Genomic DNA, 19,394 nt, shown 5'->3' with positions numbered 1-19,394 from the left:
CTAAAAGACCTTGTGACATAATTAATTAACCTCGTTGGTGATGGTTTCTCTGTGATAAAAGAATACTATCATCTTGATTTATCAAGAACAACGAGGTTTTTTACTTTTTTTCGCGAAGGATCATGGAGTTCCAACACAGTGTTTAGACCATAGTATAGAGCTAAATACAAAGCATATTATTTCAAACTGTTACATCCTCCCGTATGTTAAAGCCGCATTATTAGAAAATAGCCTGATTTATGTTAGATTTGGATGCGCTGATCGCTTTTCCGTAGCAAATGTTAACAGCAAAGTTTGCTAATGGTCTGGGCAGTCGCCAAAACCAGAAAGGCCCTACATCCATGACTGAAGACAACTCTTTTGTATTCATCGAGGAAGTTTCCCCTCGTGACGGTTTGCAAAACCAAAGCGCCATCCTGCCGGTTCATCAGAGAATTGAGCTGATTCAGTCACTTGTTGGGGCCGGGCTGTGTCGAATACAGATCGGCGCATTCGTCAACCCAAAAGTGGTTCCTCAGATGGCTGATTCGGACCTGGTGTGGAAGGGACTGGACCACGAATGCAAGGACGTCCAGTACTCCGTGCTGGTCTTGAATGAAAGAGGTCTGGAGACTGCTTTAGGCCTTGGGGTCCGGCTCATTGAAATCTATGTGTCGGCTTCAGAAACCCATAGTCAAAGAAATTCGCGCGTTGGAACGGAGCGGGCATTGAAAGAAGCCGTTGCGATCATTAATCGGGCCGTTTCGTCGGGCGTTAGCGTAACCGCCGGAGTTATGTGCGCATTGGGATGTTTTTTTGAAGGTCCGATATCAGAAGACCGTGTCTGCGAGATGGTTAAGATTCTTGCCGGTTCCGGCGCATCGGCGATCGGGCTGGCGGACACAACCGGTATGGGAATTCCTAACTCTGTCATATCCTTGATAGACAAAGTATCTGTCATCGTGGCGCCGGACATAATATCTCTTCATCTCCACGACACCCACGGGCATGGACTTTCGAATATTCAAGCCGGTCTGGATTCAGGAATTCGCAGGTTTGACGCGTCTTTAAGAGGATTGGGCGGATGTCCATTCATCCCTGGAGCGGCAGGCAACGTTGCTACGGAAAAACTAGTCAGACTAGTGGAAGCGCTCGGTTTTAAAACTGGGGTAAATCTTGAGAGACTTGAGACCGCGGCGTCAATTCTAACGGACCTCAAAGGTTCAAGTTAATCAAAAGGTCAAAAATAGAACAGCAAGGTAGAGATCAACAACACGAGGATTTGTGGGGACCAACGTTAAGTCCGGTTTTCGGTTTACAACCGTCGTCTTCATCTTCTTCAATTACACAACAGCAAGAGGAACTCTTTCGGCCCAAAGCCGAGTTGATCACCGCTGTCGCGCAACCTACACCTGATCGAACGGAAATAGCTCCGTAAATACAATTTTTTCGGCACGCTCCGCATTCCATGCAGGCGTCGCGATTTGTTACCATGATCTTCCCGTTTTTCCGGGCCAGCACACCCTGCGGACATACTTCGACACAAACACCGCAGCCAGTGCAATTTTCCGGATCGTACTCCAATGTGACTACATTACTGAGATAGGTGAACCCGAACATGAATTTTCAGTCCTTCATTGAACAAAAGGTATAATAAACCATGCGATGGATCCGATCGCAAAAGCTCCCGCCATAGCTGGAGCCGCAAACTTCATTTCCCTTTTCACGCCGGAAAGAGAGGTGAAGGTGGAGCACCCGGTGAAATTCATGGCAAAATAGGCTGATAAGGATGGCGCTATCAGGAACCATGGCCCCATGTCCGCTAGAAAGGTTGTAAAAGAGCTGTAGCGACCTCGAATCGAAAAAGAAAAAACCGCAAGCACCATGATCCCAACTAATACGCCTTTTAAGGAAAAAGACTTGGCCGGTACCCACGGCAACAGCGCAGGAGTAATGATGTTCCCTGCCAGAATTGCGCATAGGATGATAGAAGTCACAAATGACCATTGGGTTAGAATATTGCTAAAAAACGGGCCACTTCCACTAAAACCGGAAGCCAGCAAAAAGAGGAGAATAAGCGCAAAGCCTAACTTGACGCCCGAAAGCAGCTCGATAGGAATCAGTTCAATCCTTTCCCACAGCGGGAAATCCTTCTTGCGCATCTCTGCAGTAGCTTTAAACCCTGAATCAAGAAATTTTGGAATATCGGCAGCCTGCACCGGACCGAAAACAGCCCGGAAGCCGGACAGCTTTTTTAGCGTATGGGACGCTACTCCAGGCGCCGATAGTTGAGGCAGAATGACACGTCTGTGATTCACGATCCTGTTCAGGCCGCCCAGATCGATTCGAAAAGCAACCTCTTCAGCCGAAAAAGAACCTTTCCCCGCAGAGCACCAAACATTTACGCCGTCGGTATCCACCACCAATATCCATAGGTTTCTTCCCGGCAGAGCAGATCTCAACGAATCAAATGTCAGTTTGTAATTCGAGGTTACCAGTACGGGGGAAAGACCATCGGGGGCTCCAAGGGCATAAAGACCAGGATCGGCTTTATAGCTCATTCGTCCGATACCGAAACGGGCTTTGACAGTTCCCTGGTGATCACCGAAGCGCAGGTTCGCCGACACTTGAGGAACAGGCCCTACAGGAGTCTGAATTCGTCCAACTACGAAAGGTTGGTTGAAATCAGGGGGGCTCAACTGAGTCCCATCGGTTGAACCTCAACAACTTTTTGATGTGTATTTGTTTTGATTCTTTGAGGCCAATTCAGACATTATTGAAACCAAAATCCTGCAACTTTGCCGTCTTCGAGAAATATTTTCGCCAGGGCGTCATCAGACCCGTCTCTGAACTCGATCTTCCATAAGGTTCCAACGAGCCCGGCTTGCTTGAACTCTGTCAAGTATATTAAATCATATCCATTCTTGAGTTGTTGAGCAACTCTTTGAGATACGTTGTTAAAATGTTGCTCTGAGATCCTGGACCTGAAATAGTCGGACCCGTCTTCGATGAACGCGGCGTACTGATTGTTTTCGAGGGACTTGAGGAGCTTGAGGACTTCTGCCTGTTGCTTGGGGTGAGGTCCAACAGTCTGAGCGTATCCGTGGGAGCCAAGAACAATCAGGGTGGCGGAAATGGCTAATAACAGGATGTTTACTCGTCTGAAATCCATTACCGTCTCCTTCTATCAAAGAGTTGACGTCAACGTCTTGGAAAATGTCTGGTCCCTCTTATAGATTACCATAACGGATTTCAGACTCCAATGTCGACGAGACCGAAGTTTTCAGGATTCATGATACAGCCACGAATGGAGCCGCAGTCAATTATAAACCATTACTTTCAATTACGGCGCACAGTGCAAAATTTGGTTTGTAACTTCGCTCCTGACGATATATATATGGCAAATATTTCATTTGACTCAAATTTGTGAGTTTTGGACCTCGTATTATTAATGGGACCCAATGGCTTCTCATCAGCTATATCTGAACGCCTATCTCAATTATCATTTTACTTCCCTGAAAGTCATGACTAACCCTCGTCCAGGTTGGAATTCCAGATGAAGATGTACGTTCTACTTTTGGCGAATGCCGGCCTTCTGGGGTTATTTCTATACCTGCTTTTCAGGAAGGACGGCCTTTCCTATTACAGGGATGGACGTATATGGCTCACATGGTTGGCAGTAGCCGTCATAACCTTGATGGACGAGCTGACCTCAGTTTTCTATGCGCCTGCTGAAGCCCACCGATTCATAGGTCCGAGCGCAATCGTCTTCATAGCGTTCACAGCCGGATTTATTCATTACATGACCACCAGGCTTGTTGAGATCGCGGAGATCCTTGAACACCACAAGATATTTGGTGGCGGTGTCTATTCTTTTTCATATCTGGTGCTCGGTCCTACGGTTTCCTTTATCGCTGTATCCTCAATAATGGTCGATTACATATTGACTGCTTGCCTTTCCGCAGTCAGCGCAGTGGAAAACGCTACTTCTTTTTTCATGGTCCCTCATATCGGAAAGATGGCGATTTCCATCACCATCGTATGGGCTGTAGCCGGCCTAAATATCCTCGGGATAAAAGAAAACGCCAGATTTACCTTCTGTATATTTATTTTGGCTGGCCTGGTTTTCTTTAATTTAATAGTCGGCGGAATTGTGTCCTTGGATGGTGAATCCATTGCCCGGCTGAAAAATTCTGTGGATCATGTTTCTTCCAAATTCGAGTCAGGCTCCTGGACAAGGGATTACGGTATTTTTATAGCCTCGGTGGCCAGTTGCGTTCTTGCCTATTCCGGTGTCGAATCAGTTCTTCAGACAGCCGGCCTGGTAAAATCGTGGCGGGAAATTGGGAAATCCTACATCTTCCTGGCGTTGACAGTCGGTCTGATTACACCGCTTGTCGCGGCGCTTGCCCTATCGGCTCCTATCGACTTTGCAAAACATGAGGGTGATCTTATCACCCATTACGCCACGATGGTTAACGGTGTATGGTTCGGGGTAGCCATGGCTATCCTGGCTAGTATGACCTTGATCATGGCTGTTAACACCGCGTTTGTAGCCTCAAGCGAGTTGCTTGAAGCCGTCTCCTCCCGATATGGCTTCAAATGGTTCATCGCAACCAACCAGAGGGCTTCGTTATACAGGGTGCACCTGACCAACGCTGTTTTCTTCACCTCGATTATAATCATAACTCAAGGCAGCCAGATGATACTCGCTGACATGTATGCCATAGGACTTGTCGCGAGTTTCTGCATCAACATGGGATCCTTGATCATCTATCGCTACTTTATGGGTACCAAGGAGGTCATCCAGTTTAGCACTAACAGAATGGTGACGCTGGTAATGTTTCTGATCTTTGTAAGTTGCTTTGTGTTCCTGGCATGGATGAAGCCTCACGGAACCGGACTATGGGCGACTATTACCATCCTGGTGCTGATTGGCGGTTTGATGGTCGCAAAAAAGAAAGGGCCGGAGATTAGGTCTATAGCGGCCACTGACAGCCACATGGATTTGATTTTGCATTTGGCTGATTCACCGGAAAAAGAATTAAATATTTATTTTCGACGCCCAAGAGAAGAGGCGATTTCAGAACCCCAGCAAAACGAGGTATATGTAACTTTTTACAATCCCCGGCATGGAACGCCGGCCCGATTGGCGACGAATCATTTTCGCATGGTGGTTGTCAGACGTAGTGTATACCAGCACATCATTGCCTTGTTGAAGGTAGTCGAATACGAGTTGCATGATCGCGACGTAAATGTGCATTTTGGATGGCCCATGTCCTCGTGGATTGACAGAATGTCGATTGGAGTCATGGTCTTCAACATAATGAGGTTGCCACGTAAGTTTAGAAGTTTTAACTTCAATATAAATTATCCTGGCAGAACTTTTAATCCGCGTCTTTAATGATCTCAGCTTCGGATTAGAGCGTCTCCATGACGTGAATGTTGTCCTCAAACTATTGAAAGGAAGGAGGGTCACCATGATTCTAAGATGTTTTCAGGTGTTAGTCTTGGTAATTTTTACATCCATGACCTGCATGGCAGCGAGTCCACCGGCCTCTACAACTGGCGGAGCGCCGGAGGGAGGGAAGAACCCAGCGGGTTCTGAAATGAAAAAAAATGAGGATATGGAATCATGCGTCGCCACCGCCAAAGGGCCGATAGCTTCGACATCAGCGCCTCAACAGGGATCCGCTCAAATCAATCCCCCTGTTTCCGGCGCCATGACGCAGGCCAGAGTTGGAAAACCCGCTCCCGATTTCGAGGCTAACGCATTTCAAAACGGCAAATTTAAGAATATCAAGCTATCCGATTACAAAGGCCGCTGGGTTGCGCTATGCTTCTATCCAGGTGATTTTACCTTTGTTTGACCTACCGAACTAACTGCGGTCGCAGTAAAATACCCCGAACTTCAGAAAATGGGCGTAGATGTGTTGGCGCTGAGCACCGACAGCCGTTTTTCGCACAAGATGTGGCAGGAAAATGAGCTTTCGAAAATGGTTCCCGGCGGCGTGCCATTCGCTCTTCTCTCAGACGCCGGAGGAAAAATCGGCAAAATATACGGCGTTTATGAGGATGACGCCGGAGTGGACATTCGTGGACGTTTCATAATTGATCCTGATGGAGTCATTCAGGGAATGGAAGTCCTGACGCCATCTGTTGGACGGAATGTCTCCGAACTAATTCGACAGGTCCAAGCGTTTCAACATGTGCGAAAAACTGGTGAGGCCACACCGTCCGGTTGGACCCCTGGTAAGCCTACTCTGAAGCCTGGTTCGGACCTGGTCGGAAACGTCTGGAAAGTTTGGAAGCCTGAAATGGCTTTCTAAATAGATCCGAAGCAATTGCCTGAATCCGGGAAAGGCCCCGGAAATATGTTCTCGGGGCCTTTCCCGCATGAATTCTTTGATGTAACGCTATTCCTCACTGTCGCCTGCCACCTGACCAGTCCCGTAGGAAACCCCCTGAAGGGTCCCTTGAGATAGAAACGCATTGTAATTGTCCAGGAGCCTGCTCATTATGGCGGTTGAGAGATGCTTATAGAATAGTGTAGCATCGCGAGGATATTTTTCGAGTATTCGATCAAGCTTATCTTTTTTTATCTTCGCTACTTTTGTCGGCGCTGTACACTTGGCGTCCGCTGTGTAACAATCACGGTCGACCATGCTCGACAGCCCGAATATTTCGCCTGGTAGGCTCACCGTATAGTCTATTTCCCCCTGCTTTCCCACAACGAGTTCTACTCTGCCTTCCATGAGAGTAAAAAAGTAATCAGCGGGATCATCCTGTCTGAAAAGTATGGTTCCTTTATTGTGGGACTCTTCGACCATGGATGTTTTGATCTCATTGATCGCTTCCATGCTTAGATCACTAAAAAGTTCGGCTCTTTGAATGATCATGACATCTCCTTTCTTTTAGAGGACAGTGGGAACTCACGTCCATGCTTGCCTCACAGACGAAGAGTTAATCATAAGCTCGTCAGAAAAGGGTTGTACACGTCAGATCACGGCCGCGCGTCAACAAGAAATTAACGTGCTACCACACCAGAGCGCCTGTGCTAGCTGTTTAGCATTACCTCCTTTCTCCAGAAAGCCTTATCAAGGGCGCTAGAAACACGATTGAAAATATTTTATACCCCTCGATGCAGGTTTTCTCAAATTACGATGAATACATCAAGGTACCTTACTTTGGTAGACATTACCCGACGATTCAGGTTCCGGTTTCTACACGCTAAATTTACCAAACGTGTTTGCGGGAATATTCGTGTTAGATTTTCACTGAATTTATAGTCTACCCTGATTCCCGTCAGAAAAGTTTTCACAGTTGAGTTATGAATTTTGGTATTCTTCGTTATGTGTTAGATCAATCGACACTTATCCAGTAGTAGATCGTTATTCAGTTCGGCAAATTACGCTAGGCCGTGTCATCGTATTCGACGAGGAGTAGATTATGGGCTCACTGTACAGGCTGTCGGTAACCTTATTGATAGCTTTACTGGTCATTGCTGTTCTTGGCTGTCAAAAAGAGACGGAGAAAAAGGCAGTCAGGATTCCTACAGTAACGGTAAGCGTTCCTATCCAGACTGAAGCTCAGAAGCGTCTCGATTATACAGGAACAACTGCAGCCCTGGAATATGTTGATATTAGGGCCAGAGTCGCCGGTTTTCTGGAAAAAATCAATTTCGAGCCCAAACAGAAAGTAAAGGCAGGGGATCTCCTCTTTGTTATCGATCCGCGTCAATATCAGGCCGCCGTTAGCGAAGCGAAAGCTCAGCTTGAAGCCAAGAAAGCCTCCTTAAAACTTGCTAAGACTGATGAAGAAATCGCTAAATCTCTCGAGTCAAAGGAGGCTATAAGCTGGCTGAAACTTCAACAGGCCACAGCGAAAAGTGACGTTTCAAAAGCCGATGTCGACCTATCAGCGGCCAATCTTGATCAGGCGAGGCTCAACCTGGAATTTACTCAAGTCACGTCACCTATCGATGGGAGAGTCAGCCGAAACTATGTTGATATTGGCAATCTGGTCGGAGCCACTGAAAAAACGCTCTTAACCACAGTTGTGAACGATGAATCTATTTACTGCTACTTTAACGTCAGCGAACTGGATCTCTTGTTTCTCAAGCGCATGTATCCGCTCCCCAGAAACCCTGAGCCACTTACGGTTGTAAAGATCCCCGTCCTCCTGGAGTTAGCGGACGAAGAGGGTTTCCCACACGAGGGGCGCCTTGATTTTACTGACACAATGATAAATCCCTCTACAGGAACTATTCAATTTCGGGCCATCTTCCCTAATCCAGATGGTTTACTTTTGCCTGGAATGTTCGCCAAAGTTCGCGTCCCACTCAAAAAATTCCAAGCTCTGATCGTTCCGGAAGCCGCTATTCAATTCGATCAGGGCGGAAGATATCTTCTAGTGGTCGATAGTCAAAACGTAGTCAGACAAAAAAGAATAAAGATGGGACAGGAAGAGCCCAATGGAATGAGAGTAATCGATGAGGGACTTCTCCCTGATGACAGAGTCATAATATCGGGATTACAAAGGGCCAGACCTGGCTCGCCTGTCAATCCGATTTCCACATCCGCGCCCACTGGCGAAAATACCGGTCAACAAAAAGAAAATTCCGAAAAGAAATAAACGGAGAAGGTTATTATGCTCAGTCGCTTTTTTATAAATCGACCGGTTTTCGCCTCCGTCGTCTCAATACTAATCATGGTGGCCGGGGCGGTGTGTATTTTTTCTCTGCCAATCGCCCAATTTCCGGAAATTACGCCTCCTATGGTTCAGGTAACAGCGTCCTATCCCGGAGCAAGTCCGAAAGTAGTGGCGGACACTGTCGCCGCTCCAATTGAACAACAGGTCAACGGCGTCGAAAACATGATCTATATGTCCAGTACATGCGGGATTGATGGTTCCTATACCCTCAAGATAACATTTGAGCTAGGCACTAACATCGATATGGCGACCGTATTGGTGCAGAACAGGGTCGCATGGGCAATGGCCACTCTCCCACCGGAGGTTCAGCGACAAGGAGTCAACACCAAAAAAGCGTCCACTTCCTTCGTCACCGTGCTAAGCCTGTATTCTCCTGACGCGTCACATAACGATCTTTTTCTGACAAATTACGTGACTACGACGATAAAGGACCAACTCAACCGATTGCACGGTGTTGGGGATCTAAGTATTTTTCCCGCCAAAGACTACAGCATGAGGGTCTGGTTGGACCCAAACAAGCTCGAGTATAACAACCTGACCACTAACGATGTAGTAACCGCTCTAAAAAGCCAAAATGTTCAGGTAGCGGCCGGACGAGTCGGTCAGCAGCCGGCGCCTCAAGGCCAGGTTATGGACCTTCAGGTCAATACTCTCGGCAGATTAACCGACCCGGAGCAGTTTGGAGACATAATCGTAAAAACCGGACAAGGTGGAAGTCTTGTTCATGTTCATGACATAGGGCGAGTCGAACTGGGCGCAAAAAGTTATGACACCCTGTCCTATTACAACGGTATGCCTTCCGTGACGATGGTTGTTTACCAGACACCAGGATCCAACGCCCTCGATGTGGCTGACGAAGTGCGCCATGCCATGGACGGAATGAAAAAGAGTTTCCCTCAAGGAGTTGACTATAAAGTTGTTTATGAAACATCTGAGTTTGTTCGAGCTTCGATCAAGGAAGTCGTTATTACGCTTGTTGAAGCTTTTATTCTGGTCTTCATCGTAGTTTTCATATTTCTCCAGGATTGGAGAGCCACACTAGTCCCTGCGACAACCATCCCTGTTTCTATTATAGGCGCTTTCGCTCTGATGTACGTTATGGGTTTTTCCATTAACATGTTGACCATGTTTGGACTGGTTCTCGCTATCGGGATCGTTGTGGACGACGCTATTGTAGTTGTGGAGAACGTTGACAGGAACATTATCCAGCATGGTCTTTCCCCAAAAGACGCTTCGATAAGGGCCATGGATGAAATTACAGGGGCAATTATCGGGATCACTCTTGTCTTGATGGCTGTTTTTGTTCCCGCTTCGTTCTTGAGTGGGATTTCAGGCCAACTTTACAGACAGTTCTCTCTCACAATTGCAGTCACGACTTTGCTTAGCGCAGTCAACGCCCTGACCCTAAAACCCGTGCAGTGTTCTTTATGGCTAAGACCCCCGGAGGAAAAAAAGAAAAACTTTTTTTTCAGGGGGTTCGAGGCGGGCTTCGCAAAGCTTACGGCGATTTACACAACCATAGTGAGTTTTCTCGTCAGACATATTCCTGTGATGATTCTTTGCTGGATAGCTGCCCTGGGATTGACTTATTATGGCTTTACCAGAGTCCCCACCGGGTTCCTCCCTCCGGAAGATGATGGTCTCATAATGCTCAACGCTCAACTGCCGGATGGGGCTTCACTGCAGCGGACCGACGCCGTTATGAAAAAGGTGATGGAGATTATTAAAACCACTGACGGTGTCGCATGCTATTCGGTTCTTCCTGGATCATCCATTTTGGATGGAACCGGGCCAACACTTGGAAGCGGATTTGTGGCGCTTGCTCCCTGGGATGAGCGACTCAAGAAGGGTTTGACCAAACAGTCCATCATGAACGTGTTATCCCAGCGGTTTTCCGAGATTCAGGAGGCAATTGTTTTTGCTTTTTCGAGACCACCGATTTCAGGTCTAGGTCAAAGTGGCGGATTTGAAATGTGGATTGAAGACCGAGCAGGCGTCGGTCTTCAGGCCTTGGGTCAATCAGCCGGTCAGATAGTTAAAGAGGCCCAACAGAATGCAGACGTCAGATCTGTAAATACAACATTTAGGTCCGGGGTGCCTGCGATTTTTGTGGATGTTGATCGAGTGAAAGCCATGAGCCTTCACGTACCTTTGCAATCTGTCTTTGACACGTTACAGGCATTCATGGGATCGACTTATGTTAATGATTTTAACGAATTTGGACGGACGTGGCAGGTTATGGTCCAGGCTGCGGCAGAATATCGCTCCAGCCCGGAAGACATTGCCCGTCTTCAGGTAAGAAACCTTGAAGGCCAGATGGTTCCTATCGGCACTCTTGCCAAGATTCAGTATTCTCTCGGACCACTTCGTATAGACCGATACAATATGTTTCCTGCGGTGCGAATATTAGGTGAACCTGCGGAAGGGGCGAGTTCTGGCCAGGCTCTCAAATCTATGGAAAACCTCGCTGAAGAGAATCTTCCTCCAGGAGCCGAATACGAATGGACCGGAATGGCTTACCAGGAACAGAAAGTGGGCGGGCAGATTTTTACAGTGTTTGGCCTGGCTATTTTTATAGTGGTCCTCATACTGGCTGCGCAATATGAAAGCTGGATCGATCCTATAGCGGTCGTAGCCGTGGTCCCACTGGCGGTTCTAGGAGCTGTAACAGGTCTTATAGTTCGCGGGATGGACAACAATCTGTACACGCAGGTGGGGTTGGTGCTGCTTGTCGGGCTGTCTGCAAAAAATGCTATTCTGGTGGTCGAGTTTGCAAGGGAGAAACAAGCCGGCGGAATGATTGCTATTGAAGCCGCTGTCGAAGGAGCTAGATTGCGCTTCAGGGCCATCCTGATGACGTCTTTCGCGTTTATCGTGGGAGTCTCACCGCTGGTGATCGCTCAGGGCGCAGGCGCAGCGAGTCGACAAGCGCTGGGAACGGCCGTATGCGCTGGAATGCTTGGCGTCACCATGCTGGGGGTGTTTTTCACCCCTGCGTTGTATGTGGCGATGCAGAAATTCAAGAGATTTCAGGCAAAATAAAATGACTTCAGTTTAGGGCAGGACGTCAGGATGACCATATCAGCCGTTTCGGACATCCCCCCTGCCCTCTACACACTACCCCGTGAGGGAAAGTTTACCACTTGTCCGATGAAGCTTTGGTAGCCGGTTCAACAAGTTTTTTGGCGATTGCTTCAGCTTCGGTGATTAAATCCTGCCGCTCCGAGAACGATCCGGCGGGTCTTGGCCCGTTCATTCGCAACGAATAGTTGTTGGCGAATCCGTACCGCTTCAGCCACATTTCATAACGTGGATACACATCAGCGTATAAGTTCAGGTTGGTCTGGCCTTGGGCAAAAATTAGTACTGATGATTTTCCAGGCGCCAGACGGCTAGTGAAATCCGGGTTCAGAAACGAATATGTCCTGTCGAAAAATGATTTAAACTGACCGGAAACCTCACCAAAATAGTTTGGACTGGTTAGTATAACCGCGTCCGCCTGATGAATAGCATCGAGCGCTTGCGTCAGGTCATCCTTCATCACACAGTGGTCAAGCTTGGTCTTGCATGTTTCACAGGCCTGACAACCCTTGTACTGAAGTTTGTTCAGAACAAATTCCTGAGTTTCCGCCCCAAGTTCTTTGGCTTTTTCGAGGATTTTGAGGGCCAGTCCGCTGCTGTTGCTCTTCGATCTTGGACTACCCAAAACGGCGACGATTTTCATTCGGTGGCTCCTTGTTAATTTCCTATAAAATATTTGGATGAGCCTCGGCTATTCGTAAAAATAGCGCATCACTCAACCCCATCCTTAATAGTTTATTCATCGGGCCTGGGATTTCAAACCCTGTCTACCTAATTCAACTCCCTGTTAACTCCAAAGACATGATTGTATAATATTCGCATTGAACCGGACTTGCAAAAAACTCTGGTTGATGTTCGCCATTGAGGAGAGTGACATATGTCGAAAAAAGTCGATGAACAACAGGTCATGAACGTCCTGATAGAATTGGCTGAAGAAGAAAACCGTCTCACCGAGAGCTTGATCAATATGATGGGGCAGACAAACAGTCTGGCGGCCAGACGCACTGCAAGCGCTGATTTACGTACAGGTTTGTCCGAAGAACGCACCGACCTGGCAAGACAACAGACAAAATTTGTGGCCAAAAGCGCCGAACTAGCTGAAAAAAGAACCGTGAGCGCTGATTTGCGTACAGAGTTATCTGAAGAACGTACTGACCTTGCGAGACAGCAGACCAAGTTCAGCGCAAGGAGCACGGAGCTTGCCGAAAAAAGAACCGAACTGTCGGAATACAGAACCGGTTACGCCAAGGACAGGACATCCTTTGCCAACACAAGAACCGATTTGGCCTCAAAACGCACCAGTTTGTCAGAAACGCGAACCACCCTTGCTGGACAGCGTAACGAACTTGCGAGCAATCGGACGGTGTTGTCCACCTACCGCTCTGTCCTAGCTAAAGGACGAACGGAGCTTGCTTTCATCAGGACTGGTCTGGCCTTTATAGCCCTGGGATTAGGCCTTATGCGTTATTTCGGCTTTGGATTGTGGACCATTCTGGATGGATCTCTGGTTGTCTTTGGCGCGGCGAGCACAGTGTTCGGAATTAAGAACTACGTCATCACAAGAAACTATGAACGTGTTTTTGTGAAAAAGCTCTCAGATCTGATATCCGCGGCTCAATCGCAACCTTCAAATTCTTAGTCACCAATCATGATACTTTTGCTCCTTGGTCACCATCATATTAGAAAGCTAGAGAGCAAGATGTATCACGCAAAACTACGGCAGAGTCTACGGAATGGAGTAAGCCTCATTCAAATGTCCAAAAACATGCGAATCGGTAATCTACAAGGGGAACGCTGATTTGATAATTGCAACGAATGCCCCTGCGACGAGCATCGAGATGAGCGCATGAGGCATAATCCCCATTATCATTGAATACTTGCCTCCGCGACCGGAGCGACCAAGACGATACATTGTTACCATCGTCCACAATAGCCCGGCGCCGATCATCAAGACCTGAATGAGAAAGATTACCTCTCCGGTTGTCTTCCCCTGCGCAATTTCTCCAACAGACTGAGCCCCGAAATAATGACTGATAAGGGCAAACATCTGCGGGACCAGGGTTACCAGGTAGTGCAGGTGGAAAGCTAGAAATCCCATACAGGTAAGCGGCAACAGAGCCAGAGCGAATCTCGAGTAATTCTCCCAAAATCTCTCTCTGAAAAATCTGTGAGAAAAGAAAACGCCGGCCATGGAGATCAGGTTTACCAGAACGATAAAACCGAAAAATACAAAGGTGAATTTTGCCATGAACGGTCCTGGTATCCATCCGACGATGGTGTTGAACCAAGGAGTCCGGGTCAAAATATCGCTCATCAGTCCACCTATCAAACCTAACACCAGGAATCCAGTGCCGGCCCTCACGTAACGAACTTCACCAAGCTCATATCCAGGAATTCTCAGATTCAGCTTTATTGCCCCATGCGGGCAAGTTTTTGCGCAATTCCCGCAGATTTTACAAAACTGATTGCTATGCAAAGTCGCTACTACCTGTCCGAACGGACACCCTTCAACGTTCCTGGAACCGAAATAACACTCCTGAGAGTTGCAACTGGACAGGCATGTTTCATGGTCAGCTCTGAGTTCCAGGATGGAGGTCCGCGCCAGGAGTCCTGTCATGCCGCCAAGGGGGCAAAGGTAACGACACCACGCCTGTCTCGACCACACCGTATTCAGAACAAAGGCTAAAATAAACATGGTCAAAAGCAGTAAACCCAGGTTGAAAGGAGAACTTCGTATGTCGGTAGCGCATTCAATCCAGATGATGAAAAGGATTCCGCCCGCTATCAGGAAGTCACTTCGCATCTTCAAGGTCTCAGGAAATGGAATTTCGAGAGCCGCTATTCGTTTGGCCAACTTGCTCAATGCTCCAATGGGGCACACACTGCAAGAAACCCGGGCGCCGAAAAAAGCGCTGATGATCAGGCCGGGCCAGGCGAGCGCCCACATTACTACCGAGGCCAAATTTTTGGAAGGATCAGGGGGGCCAAAGAACAGCATTAGGACTATTGCAAGGAAAATCGGCACGACTGCGCTTTGCAGCAATGCGGGATACAGAGGGCTCAAGAAAGCCTGCCGAATGGGAGCCAATTTCAACAAATTGTATCGGGCCTTTGAGTCAGCCCTCCTGCTCTCAAGGGTTAAATCCTGTCTCCTAACTACCCCTCCTGGAGAAATTAGAACCGCTCTCCTCATAGCGTTGGCAAGTTCAAGATCGTTGCCTGGCCAGGAATAATCGAGCATGGCTCTCAAAGTTAATTCATCAAGTTCAGGAGCCTTTTTCTTCATCTCACTAGCGTAGTGTTCCAGATAATGAACTGCCAGCGCCGGAATAAAGGCTCTTCTTTGTCGCAAGGGAGGGATAATCAATGAATAATCCCGCAGATCATGAAGCAGCGGATGGCGCTCCGGATCGCAATGTTTGGGATCCAGGAGAGTAGTGCAAACAAGACGAAAGTTTACTGCAACGAGTCTCTGGCTGTTGAGCGGGCAATAATGTCCCGTTTTCAAAGCGTCGAGAAGTTTTTGTTGAGCAAGAGCGGTAAAGCGATGAATTCCCCGAATAAATAATGAGCCATCGCGAGCAAACTCCAAGAAACCTGGAACAATCCTTTTTGAACCTTGCTCGTCTTTTAGCTCGGCGCCGAAAAGAAATCTCATCTGATCCATCGAAGAGGTTCTATAACGCTGGTCTTTGTCTCTTGATGGTTCTGAGAGAAAAGACTCCGCTCCGGCCTTTGCAGCGTCTAAAGGCACAAAAACCTCTTTATGAGTCGCGGCTGCGTCAAAAATGGCGTACGCCAATATTTCCTTTCCAACCCCATTCTCTCCTACAATCACGACTGAATCGTCAGACTCCGCGAGAGAGCAAAATTGAGCTTGAACGGTTTCGGAGAGACCTGGATGGGCAGGATATGCGCACAAAGCTTTTGATTCATCTTCGCCCGTTTTGGCGGGCGTGACGAAGTCGCTCCGCCCCACCCGCACCATTTTTTTTCCTAACGATTTCAGAAGCGCTACGGTGAACTCGGGGTTTTCTCTAAGAATACGTTGAAAACTATCAATCGATACTTCCAGTACCTTGGAAGGTTCCAATGCTTTGAGTGAAGCGTCCGAAGGATATGAACGCCCCGTAAGGAACGAAAGGTCTCCAAATACTTCTCCAGGTTCAAGGCTCTCCAGCATCACTTCCTGGGTTGAGCTATATCCGGCGATCACTTCCGCTTTCCCGGAAACCAGGAGCAATATTCTATCGGCTCCTTCATCCGCCTCAGTAATCGTGTCTCCGGCGGCGAATTCACGCAAAGAGACCATCTCGTTCAAAAGAGGCTTAAAGAGATCCGGAATATTTGAAGCGTCTATAGATCGTATTTCAGAATGTGACATCCGGTGCGGCAATTTACCACCCTTTACAACCAAATCATGTTGGATCCGGTTTCATATCCAGTTTACAGCAAACCCCAAAGCCTGAAAGTCCCGTCTCAAAGCACCCATTGCACGAAACACATGTGGCCTTTTTCAAGTCCCCATTTTCCCAGCGTTCGATAAGGCGCGGTTCCCGAATCAACGGCCGGCACAGAGCCACATAATCGGCCAACCTTTCAGACAATATTCTTGAAACGACGCTCGGAGAACGTATCCCCCCGACTGTCACGACAGGTACATTGACCGTTTCCTTGAAGCGTCGCGCCAAACCCGACAAATAGGCCTCGTCCTCCTCTTTAAGGATGTTTGGTCTCGATGGGACCAGTCCGCTTTCTATCCCCCGACTCCCTCCGCTCACCTCGATGCAGTCTATTCCATCATTAACAAGGCGACCGGCGACATAAAGAGATTCTTCCGGGACTAGACCACCTTCATAATAGTCGGCGCCACTCAATTTGATAAATACAGGGTAGTCGGTGCCAACCGCTCCCCTTACAGATTCCAGAACTTCGCCCAAAAAACGGTAACGACTGGATATAGCGCCGCCATATTCATCATTACGCCGGTTGGTGAAACCTGAGAGGAACTGGTTGATTCCATAACCATGCGCCCCATGAAGTTGGATTCCATCGAAGTTAGCCTTTCTAACCCTTTGCGCCGCTCTGCCAAAGGCTTCAACTAAAGTCGCTATATCCTGTGCGGTCATTTCTTTTGGGACCCTGCCGGTTACCGTCTCAGGAACCGACGATGGGCCCCAGACTTCACCCTCGTCATGAAACAATTCCGGATTAGCCTTGCTACCAGTGTGAACCAACTGCGCAATGACCTTACCACCGTTCGAATGGATGGCGTCGGCTAGGCGTGAGAGACCCGCTATCATTTCATCGCAGTAATTCCCCATCTGGTAGGGCATAGCGATTGAATTCGACATGACATATTGAAAGCCTGTGATTATTAGACCTACTCCGCCAGCCGCCAGGTCTCCGTAAAATTGTATCGCCCTATCGGTGATAAAGCCTTTCCTGTCGCATACTGCGGACCAGGTCGCGCTTCGAATCGTTCGGTTGCTGATCTCCAGGTTACGGATAAAAGTTTTTTCGAAGAGTTGAGGCATGAGTCATCTCCTACGATTATTGGAGCCTTTCTGGAGCTAAAACGTAAAGTTAAAGTCGGCCGACAAACTGGAGCTTAGACAAGAGCCAATTATATTTCAGAGGATAAACTCATGAAGTCGGCAGAGTCAACTGAGAGTGAAAACATGACCAGTATATAGATAGTTATGAGCATTTATTTTAATTGATTGAATCAATATTATTATGTTATACTTAATATAGTTTATTTATAGCTTTATAATTAAAGGATTATTAATATACAGAAGGTAAAACAACATGACGGTAACGCCAATCTTTCGGGTAGTCATCCTATCACTCATTTGCCTCTCATTGACATGCGCCATGGCTCAAGACAACCAATGGGCGGCGCAAGACACGTCCGCTAATTTCCCAAGGATTCAAGCACGGCCTTCCACAAATAGGTCGCCGGTTACTCGCCACGTTGCGCCGCCAATTTCAGCGAACAATTTTATGCCGCCGCCCGGTCAGCCACAATTCCCGTGTGTCCCCCAGAATTGCAAGTCCGTGAATTCAGAGCCATCAGTTTACGTTGGATATTTGTACAAGGAGCATGGGGCGGAACTGCAAATTCAGAACAACGGCCCTGCGACGGCCGGTTCGACAACATTCACTCGCAACGACTTCGATCTTCAAGGGGTATGGCTCGAACTGGCTGTGCCTATGAGCATCAACGAAAACATGGGCTTGATTCTGACTGGAGCGCACCTGTTCTCGCTTCAACCTACTTCAGTTCAATCGTATTCCCTTGCCAACGCTGCCTCAGCCGCCAGACAGTGGAATCCGGACCTTAAATGGTGGGAAGTAAACGCCGCGGGGACCTATCAATTTGTTCCGTCGGTGAGTGGGATCATGGGATTTCGATGGACCTACTTCGGTTCAAATTTCAACAACCCGACCAACCAGTCCGGTTTTGTCAATCCAAACGCTGATTCCGCAACGCTTACCACAAACGCCTACATCCCATATTCAGGCATCCTGATTGAGAACAAGCCCGATTGCAGGAGCGCGATAAAGGTAGCGGCTTATGGGAGCCCAATCCTACCAGGGGACTTCTCATATACGGAGACCATTAATCTCAACCAAGTCCCGACATCCATCTCTTCAAAGGGTTTGTTCAGTTGCGGGTATTTCTTTGAGGGTTTTAGCGAATATTCCATGCGGAGAGATTTGTGGAGCATGGGAGGATTTGTCCGGTTCACGGCAGTTCACTCGGAGCGCAGCCTCGGAGCTAATGTGGGAGGGCTAAACACACCGGTTGATATATATCTTGACAGGAGAAACTGGATCTTTGGGGGGAAAATCGGGTACACCTTCTAGGCCTATTCGAGAATGAACACCCTAATACCGGGATAGCAAACGAGAACATCATGGATGGTCTTAATGAACAAAATAGTCGGTCATTTGCCTTCACCGATGAAGCGCTCAGGCAAAACCTCTAAATTTAATTCAGCCTATGGTCGTTGATTTAAATAATTCAGGAATGGATTGACAGTCAGCGCAAATTACACACTTGCCCTGACTGCCGTCCCTTGTTAGCTCTTGGCTGCGTTCAGAGCCGCCTGTAGTTTAGACTCATCCTCGTGGGATAATGATGTCTTTATAATCTTCCCGCCTGTTCCTTCAAGTTCTTCCAGCACCTTGTCCGGTGTAGCCTTTCTAACCAGAACGAATAGCACCGAACTGCCGTTATTAAGGGTTTCCGCCAGGCTCTTCATGAATTTGTCATCGAGGCCCACATCCGTAAGGGCTCCGGAAACAGCGCCCGCTGAAGCGCCGACGGCCAATCCCAGGAGTGGATTAAGAAAAATGAGACCTATCAGAGTTCCCCAAAATCCACCACTTACAGCGCCCGCCGCGGTCATATGATACATCTGATGTAGGTTAACCTTGCCGCTTTCATCCTTGACAGCTACGACAGCGTCCTCAAGGTCAATCAGGTAGTCTTTCTGCATCTTGAGAAGCATAAGACGAACATCTTCCGCCTTGAACTTGTCATCGTAACCAATAACCACCAAAGTGCTCATGAATTTCTCCCTTTAAAACCAATTGATACTCATCAATTAAAT

General features: G+C 47.9%; 15 protein-coding genes. 7 read left to right on the top strand and 8 right to left on the bottom strand.

Features of this window, described 5'->3' with window-relative positions:
• The first annotated feature begins 341 nt into the window (after positions 1–341).
• A complete protein-coding gene (locus tag WC647_08210) occupies positions 342–1,211 on the top strand; it encodes a hydroxymethylglutaryl-CoA lyase (protein ID MFA6222284.1) in 870 nt (289 codons plus the stop codon).
• Positions 1,212–1,245: 34 nt separating this feature from the next.
• Here WC647_08210 and hgcB read toward each other — a convergent pair whose 3' ends face one another.
• The 3 genes from hgcB to WC647_08195 form a co-directional block, all read right to left on the bottom strand.
• Positions 1,246–1,599, bottom strand: a complete 354-nt coding sequence (gene hgcB, locus WC647_08205; GenBank protein MFA6222283.1) for a mercury methylation ferredoxin HgcB — start codon at positions 1,597–1,599, stop codon at positions 1,246–1,248.
• A 14-nt stretch (positions 1,600–1,613) separates the two neighbouring features.
• The gene (hgcA, locus tag WC647_08200) at positions 1,614–2,678 is read right to left on the bottom strand and encodes a mercury methylation corrinoid protein HgcA (GenBank protein ID MFA6222282.1); all 1,065 of its coding nucleotides are present in this window, start codon (positions 2,676–2,678) and stop codon (positions 1,614–1,616) included.
• Positions 2,679–2,752: 74 nt separating this feature from the next.
• Positions 2,753–3,151 carry a hypothetical protein gene (locus WC647_08195; protein MFA6222281.1) on the bottom strand — a complete coding sequence of 133 codons (399 nt, stop codon included), beginning with the start codon at positions 3,149–3,151 and terminating at the stop codon, positions 2,753–2,755.
• 384 nt (positions 3,152–3,535) lie between these two features.
• Between WC647_08195 and WC647_08190 the strand changes: the two genes are divergently transcribed.
• Both WC647_08190 and prxU read left to right on the top strand, forming a co-directional pair.
• Positions 3,536–5,383 (top strand): APC family permease, encoded by a 1,848-nt coding sequence (locus tag WC647_08190; protein MFA6222280.1) that lies wholly within the window; start codon positions 3,536–3,538, stop codon positions 5,381–5,383.
• Positions 5,384–5,588: 205 nt separating this feature from the next.
• Positions 5,589–6,308: a thioredoxin-dependent peroxiredoxin gene (prxU, locus tag WC647_08185; GenBank protein ID MFA6222279.1), complete on the top strand. Its 720-nt coding sequence runs from the start codon at positions 5,589–5,591 to the stop codon at positions 6,306–6,308.
• Between the two features lie 87 nt (positions 6,309–6,395).
• Here the strand turns inward: prxU and WC647_08180 are convergent, their stop codons facing one another.
• The gene (locus tag WC647_08180) at positions 6,396–6,878 is read right to left on the bottom strand and encodes a cyclic nucleotide-binding domain-containing protein (protein ID MFA6222278.1); all 483 of its coding nucleotides are present in this window, start codon (positions 6,876–6,878) and stop codon (positions 6,396–6,398) included.
• A 550-nt stretch (positions 6,879–7,428) separates the two neighbouring features.
• On the opposite strand from WC647_08180, the gene WC647_08175 reads away from it, so the two are divergent.
• Together WC647_08175 and WC647_08170 are read left to right on the top strand one after the other, a co-directional pair.
• A complete protein-coding gene (locus WC647_08175; GenBank protein MFA6222277.1) occupies positions 7,429–8,613 on the top strand; it encodes an efflux RND transporter periplasmic adaptor subunit in 1,185 nt (394 codons plus the stop codon).
• Between the two features lie 15 nt (positions 8,614–8,628).
• Complete coding sequence (locus tag WC647_08170) at positions 8,629–11,733, top strand: multidrug efflux RND transporter permease subunit (GenBank protein MFA6222276.1); 3,105 nt, start codon at positions 8,629–8,631, stop codon at positions 11,731–11,733.
• 94 nt (positions 11,734–11,827) lie between these two features.
• Here WC647_08170 and WC647_08165 read toward each other — a convergent pair whose 3' ends face one another.
• Complete coding sequence (locus WC647_08165) at positions 11,828–12,415, bottom strand: flavodoxin family protein (protein MFA6222275.1); 588 nt, start codon at positions 12,413–12,415, stop codon at positions 11,828–11,830.
• A 234-nt stretch (positions 12,416–12,649) separates the two neighbouring features.
• Between WC647_08165 and WC647_08160 the strand changes: the two genes are divergently transcribed.
• Entirely contained in the window at positions 12,650–13,411 is a 762-nt protein-coding gene (locus tag WC647_08160) for a DUF202 domain-containing protein (protein MFA6222274.1), read from the top strand.
• Positions 13,412–13,552: 141 nt separating this feature from the next.
• On the opposite strand, the gene WC647_08155 is transcribed toward WC647_08160, so the two are convergent.
• Both WC647_08155 and WC647_08150 read right to left on the bottom strand, forming a co-directional pair.
• On the bottom strand, positions 13,553–16,168 hold the full coding sequence (locus WC647_08155; protein ID MFA6222273.1) for a sigma 54-interacting transcriptional regulator: 2,616 nt from the start codon (positions 16,166–16,168) through the stop codon (positions 13,553–13,555).
• A gap of 22 nt (positions 16,169–16,190) precedes the next feature.
• The gene (locus WC647_08150) at positions 16,191–17,309 is read right to left on the bottom strand and encodes an NADH:flavin oxidoreductase (protein MFA6222272.1); all 1,119 of its coding nucleotides are present in this window, start codon (positions 17,307–17,309) and stop codon (positions 16,191–16,193) included.
• Between the two features lie 274 nt (positions 17,310–17,583).
• On the opposite strand from WC647_08150, the gene WC647_08145 reads away from it, so the two are divergent.
• Positions 17,584–18,645 carry a hypothetical protein gene (locus WC647_08145; GenBank protein MFA6222271.1) on the top strand — a complete coding sequence of 354 codons (1,062 nt, stop codon included), beginning with the start codon at positions 17,584–17,586 and terminating at the stop codon, positions 18,643–18,645.
• Between the two features lie 215 nt (positions 18,646–18,860).
• On the opposite strand, the gene WC647_08140 is transcribed toward WC647_08145, so the two are convergent.
• Positions 18,861–19,352 carry a DUF1269 domain-containing protein gene (locus WC647_08140; protein ID MFA6222270.1) on the bottom strand — a complete coding sequence of 164 codons (492 nt, stop codon included), beginning with the start codon at positions 19,350–19,352 and terminating at the stop codon, positions 18,861–18,863.
• Between the last annotated feature and the right edge of the window lie 42 nt (positions 19,353–19,394).

Source organism: Desulfomonilaceae bacterium (assembly GCA_041662605.1).
GTDB lineage: Bacteria > Desulfobacterota > Desulfomonilia > Desulfomonilales > Desulfomonilaceae > CAJBEZ01.
This window is presented reverse-complemented; position numbering and strand designations above follow the sequence as displayed.

What these genes read in the sequence shown, in the direction of transcription:
- WC647_08190 (MFA6222280.1), top strand. Translation starts at nt 3,536, where the DNA reads ATGAAGATGTACGTTCTACTTTTGGCGAATGCCGGCCTTCTGGGGTTA.
- WC647_08160 (MFA6222274.1), top strand. Translation starts at nt 12,650, where the DNA reads ATGTCGAAAAAAGTCGATGAACAACAGGTCATGAACGTCCTGATAGAA.
- WC647_08175 (MFA6222277.1), top strand. Translation starts at nt 7,429, where the DNA reads ATGGGCTCACTGTACAGGCTGTCGGTAACCTTATTGATAGCTTTACTG.
- hgcB (MFA6222283.1), bottom strand. Translation starts at nt 1,599, where the DNA reads ATGTTCGGGTTCACCTATCTCAGTAATGTAGTCACATTGGAGTACGAT.
- WC647_08170 (MFA6222276.1), top strand. Translation starts at nt 8,629, where the DNA reads ATGCTCAGTCGCTTTTTTATAAATCGACCGGTTTTCGCCTCCGTCGTC.
- WC647_08150 (MFA6222272.1), bottom strand. Translation starts at nt 17,309, where the DNA reads ATGCCTCAACTCTTCGAAAAAACTTTTATCCGTAACCTGGAGATCAGC.
- WC647_08165 (MFA6222275.1), bottom strand. Translation starts at nt 12,415, where the DNA reads ATGAAAATCGTCGCCGTTTTGGGTAGTCCAAGATCGAAGAGCAACAGC.
- WC647_08180 (MFA6222278.1), bottom strand. Translation starts at nt 6,878, where the DNA reads ATGATCATTCAAAGAGCCGAACTTTTTAGTGATCTAAGCATGGAAGCG.
- WC647_08210 (MFA6222284.1), top strand. Translation starts at nt 342, where the DNA reads ATGACTGAAGACAACTCTTTTGTATTCATCGAGGAAGTTTCCCCTCGT.
- WC647_08140 (MFA6222270.1), bottom strand. Translation starts at nt 19,352, where the DNA reads ATGAGCACTTTGGTGGTTATTGGTTACGATGACAAGTTCAAGGCGGAA.
- WC647_08195 (MFA6222281.1), bottom strand. Translation starts at nt 3,151, where the DNA reads ATGGATTTCAGACGAGTAAACATCCTGTTATTAGCCATTTCCGCCACC.
- WC647_08145 (MFA6222271.1), top strand. Translation starts at nt 17,584, where the DNA reads ATGACGGTAACGCCAATCTTTCGGGTAGTCATCCTATCACTCATTTGC.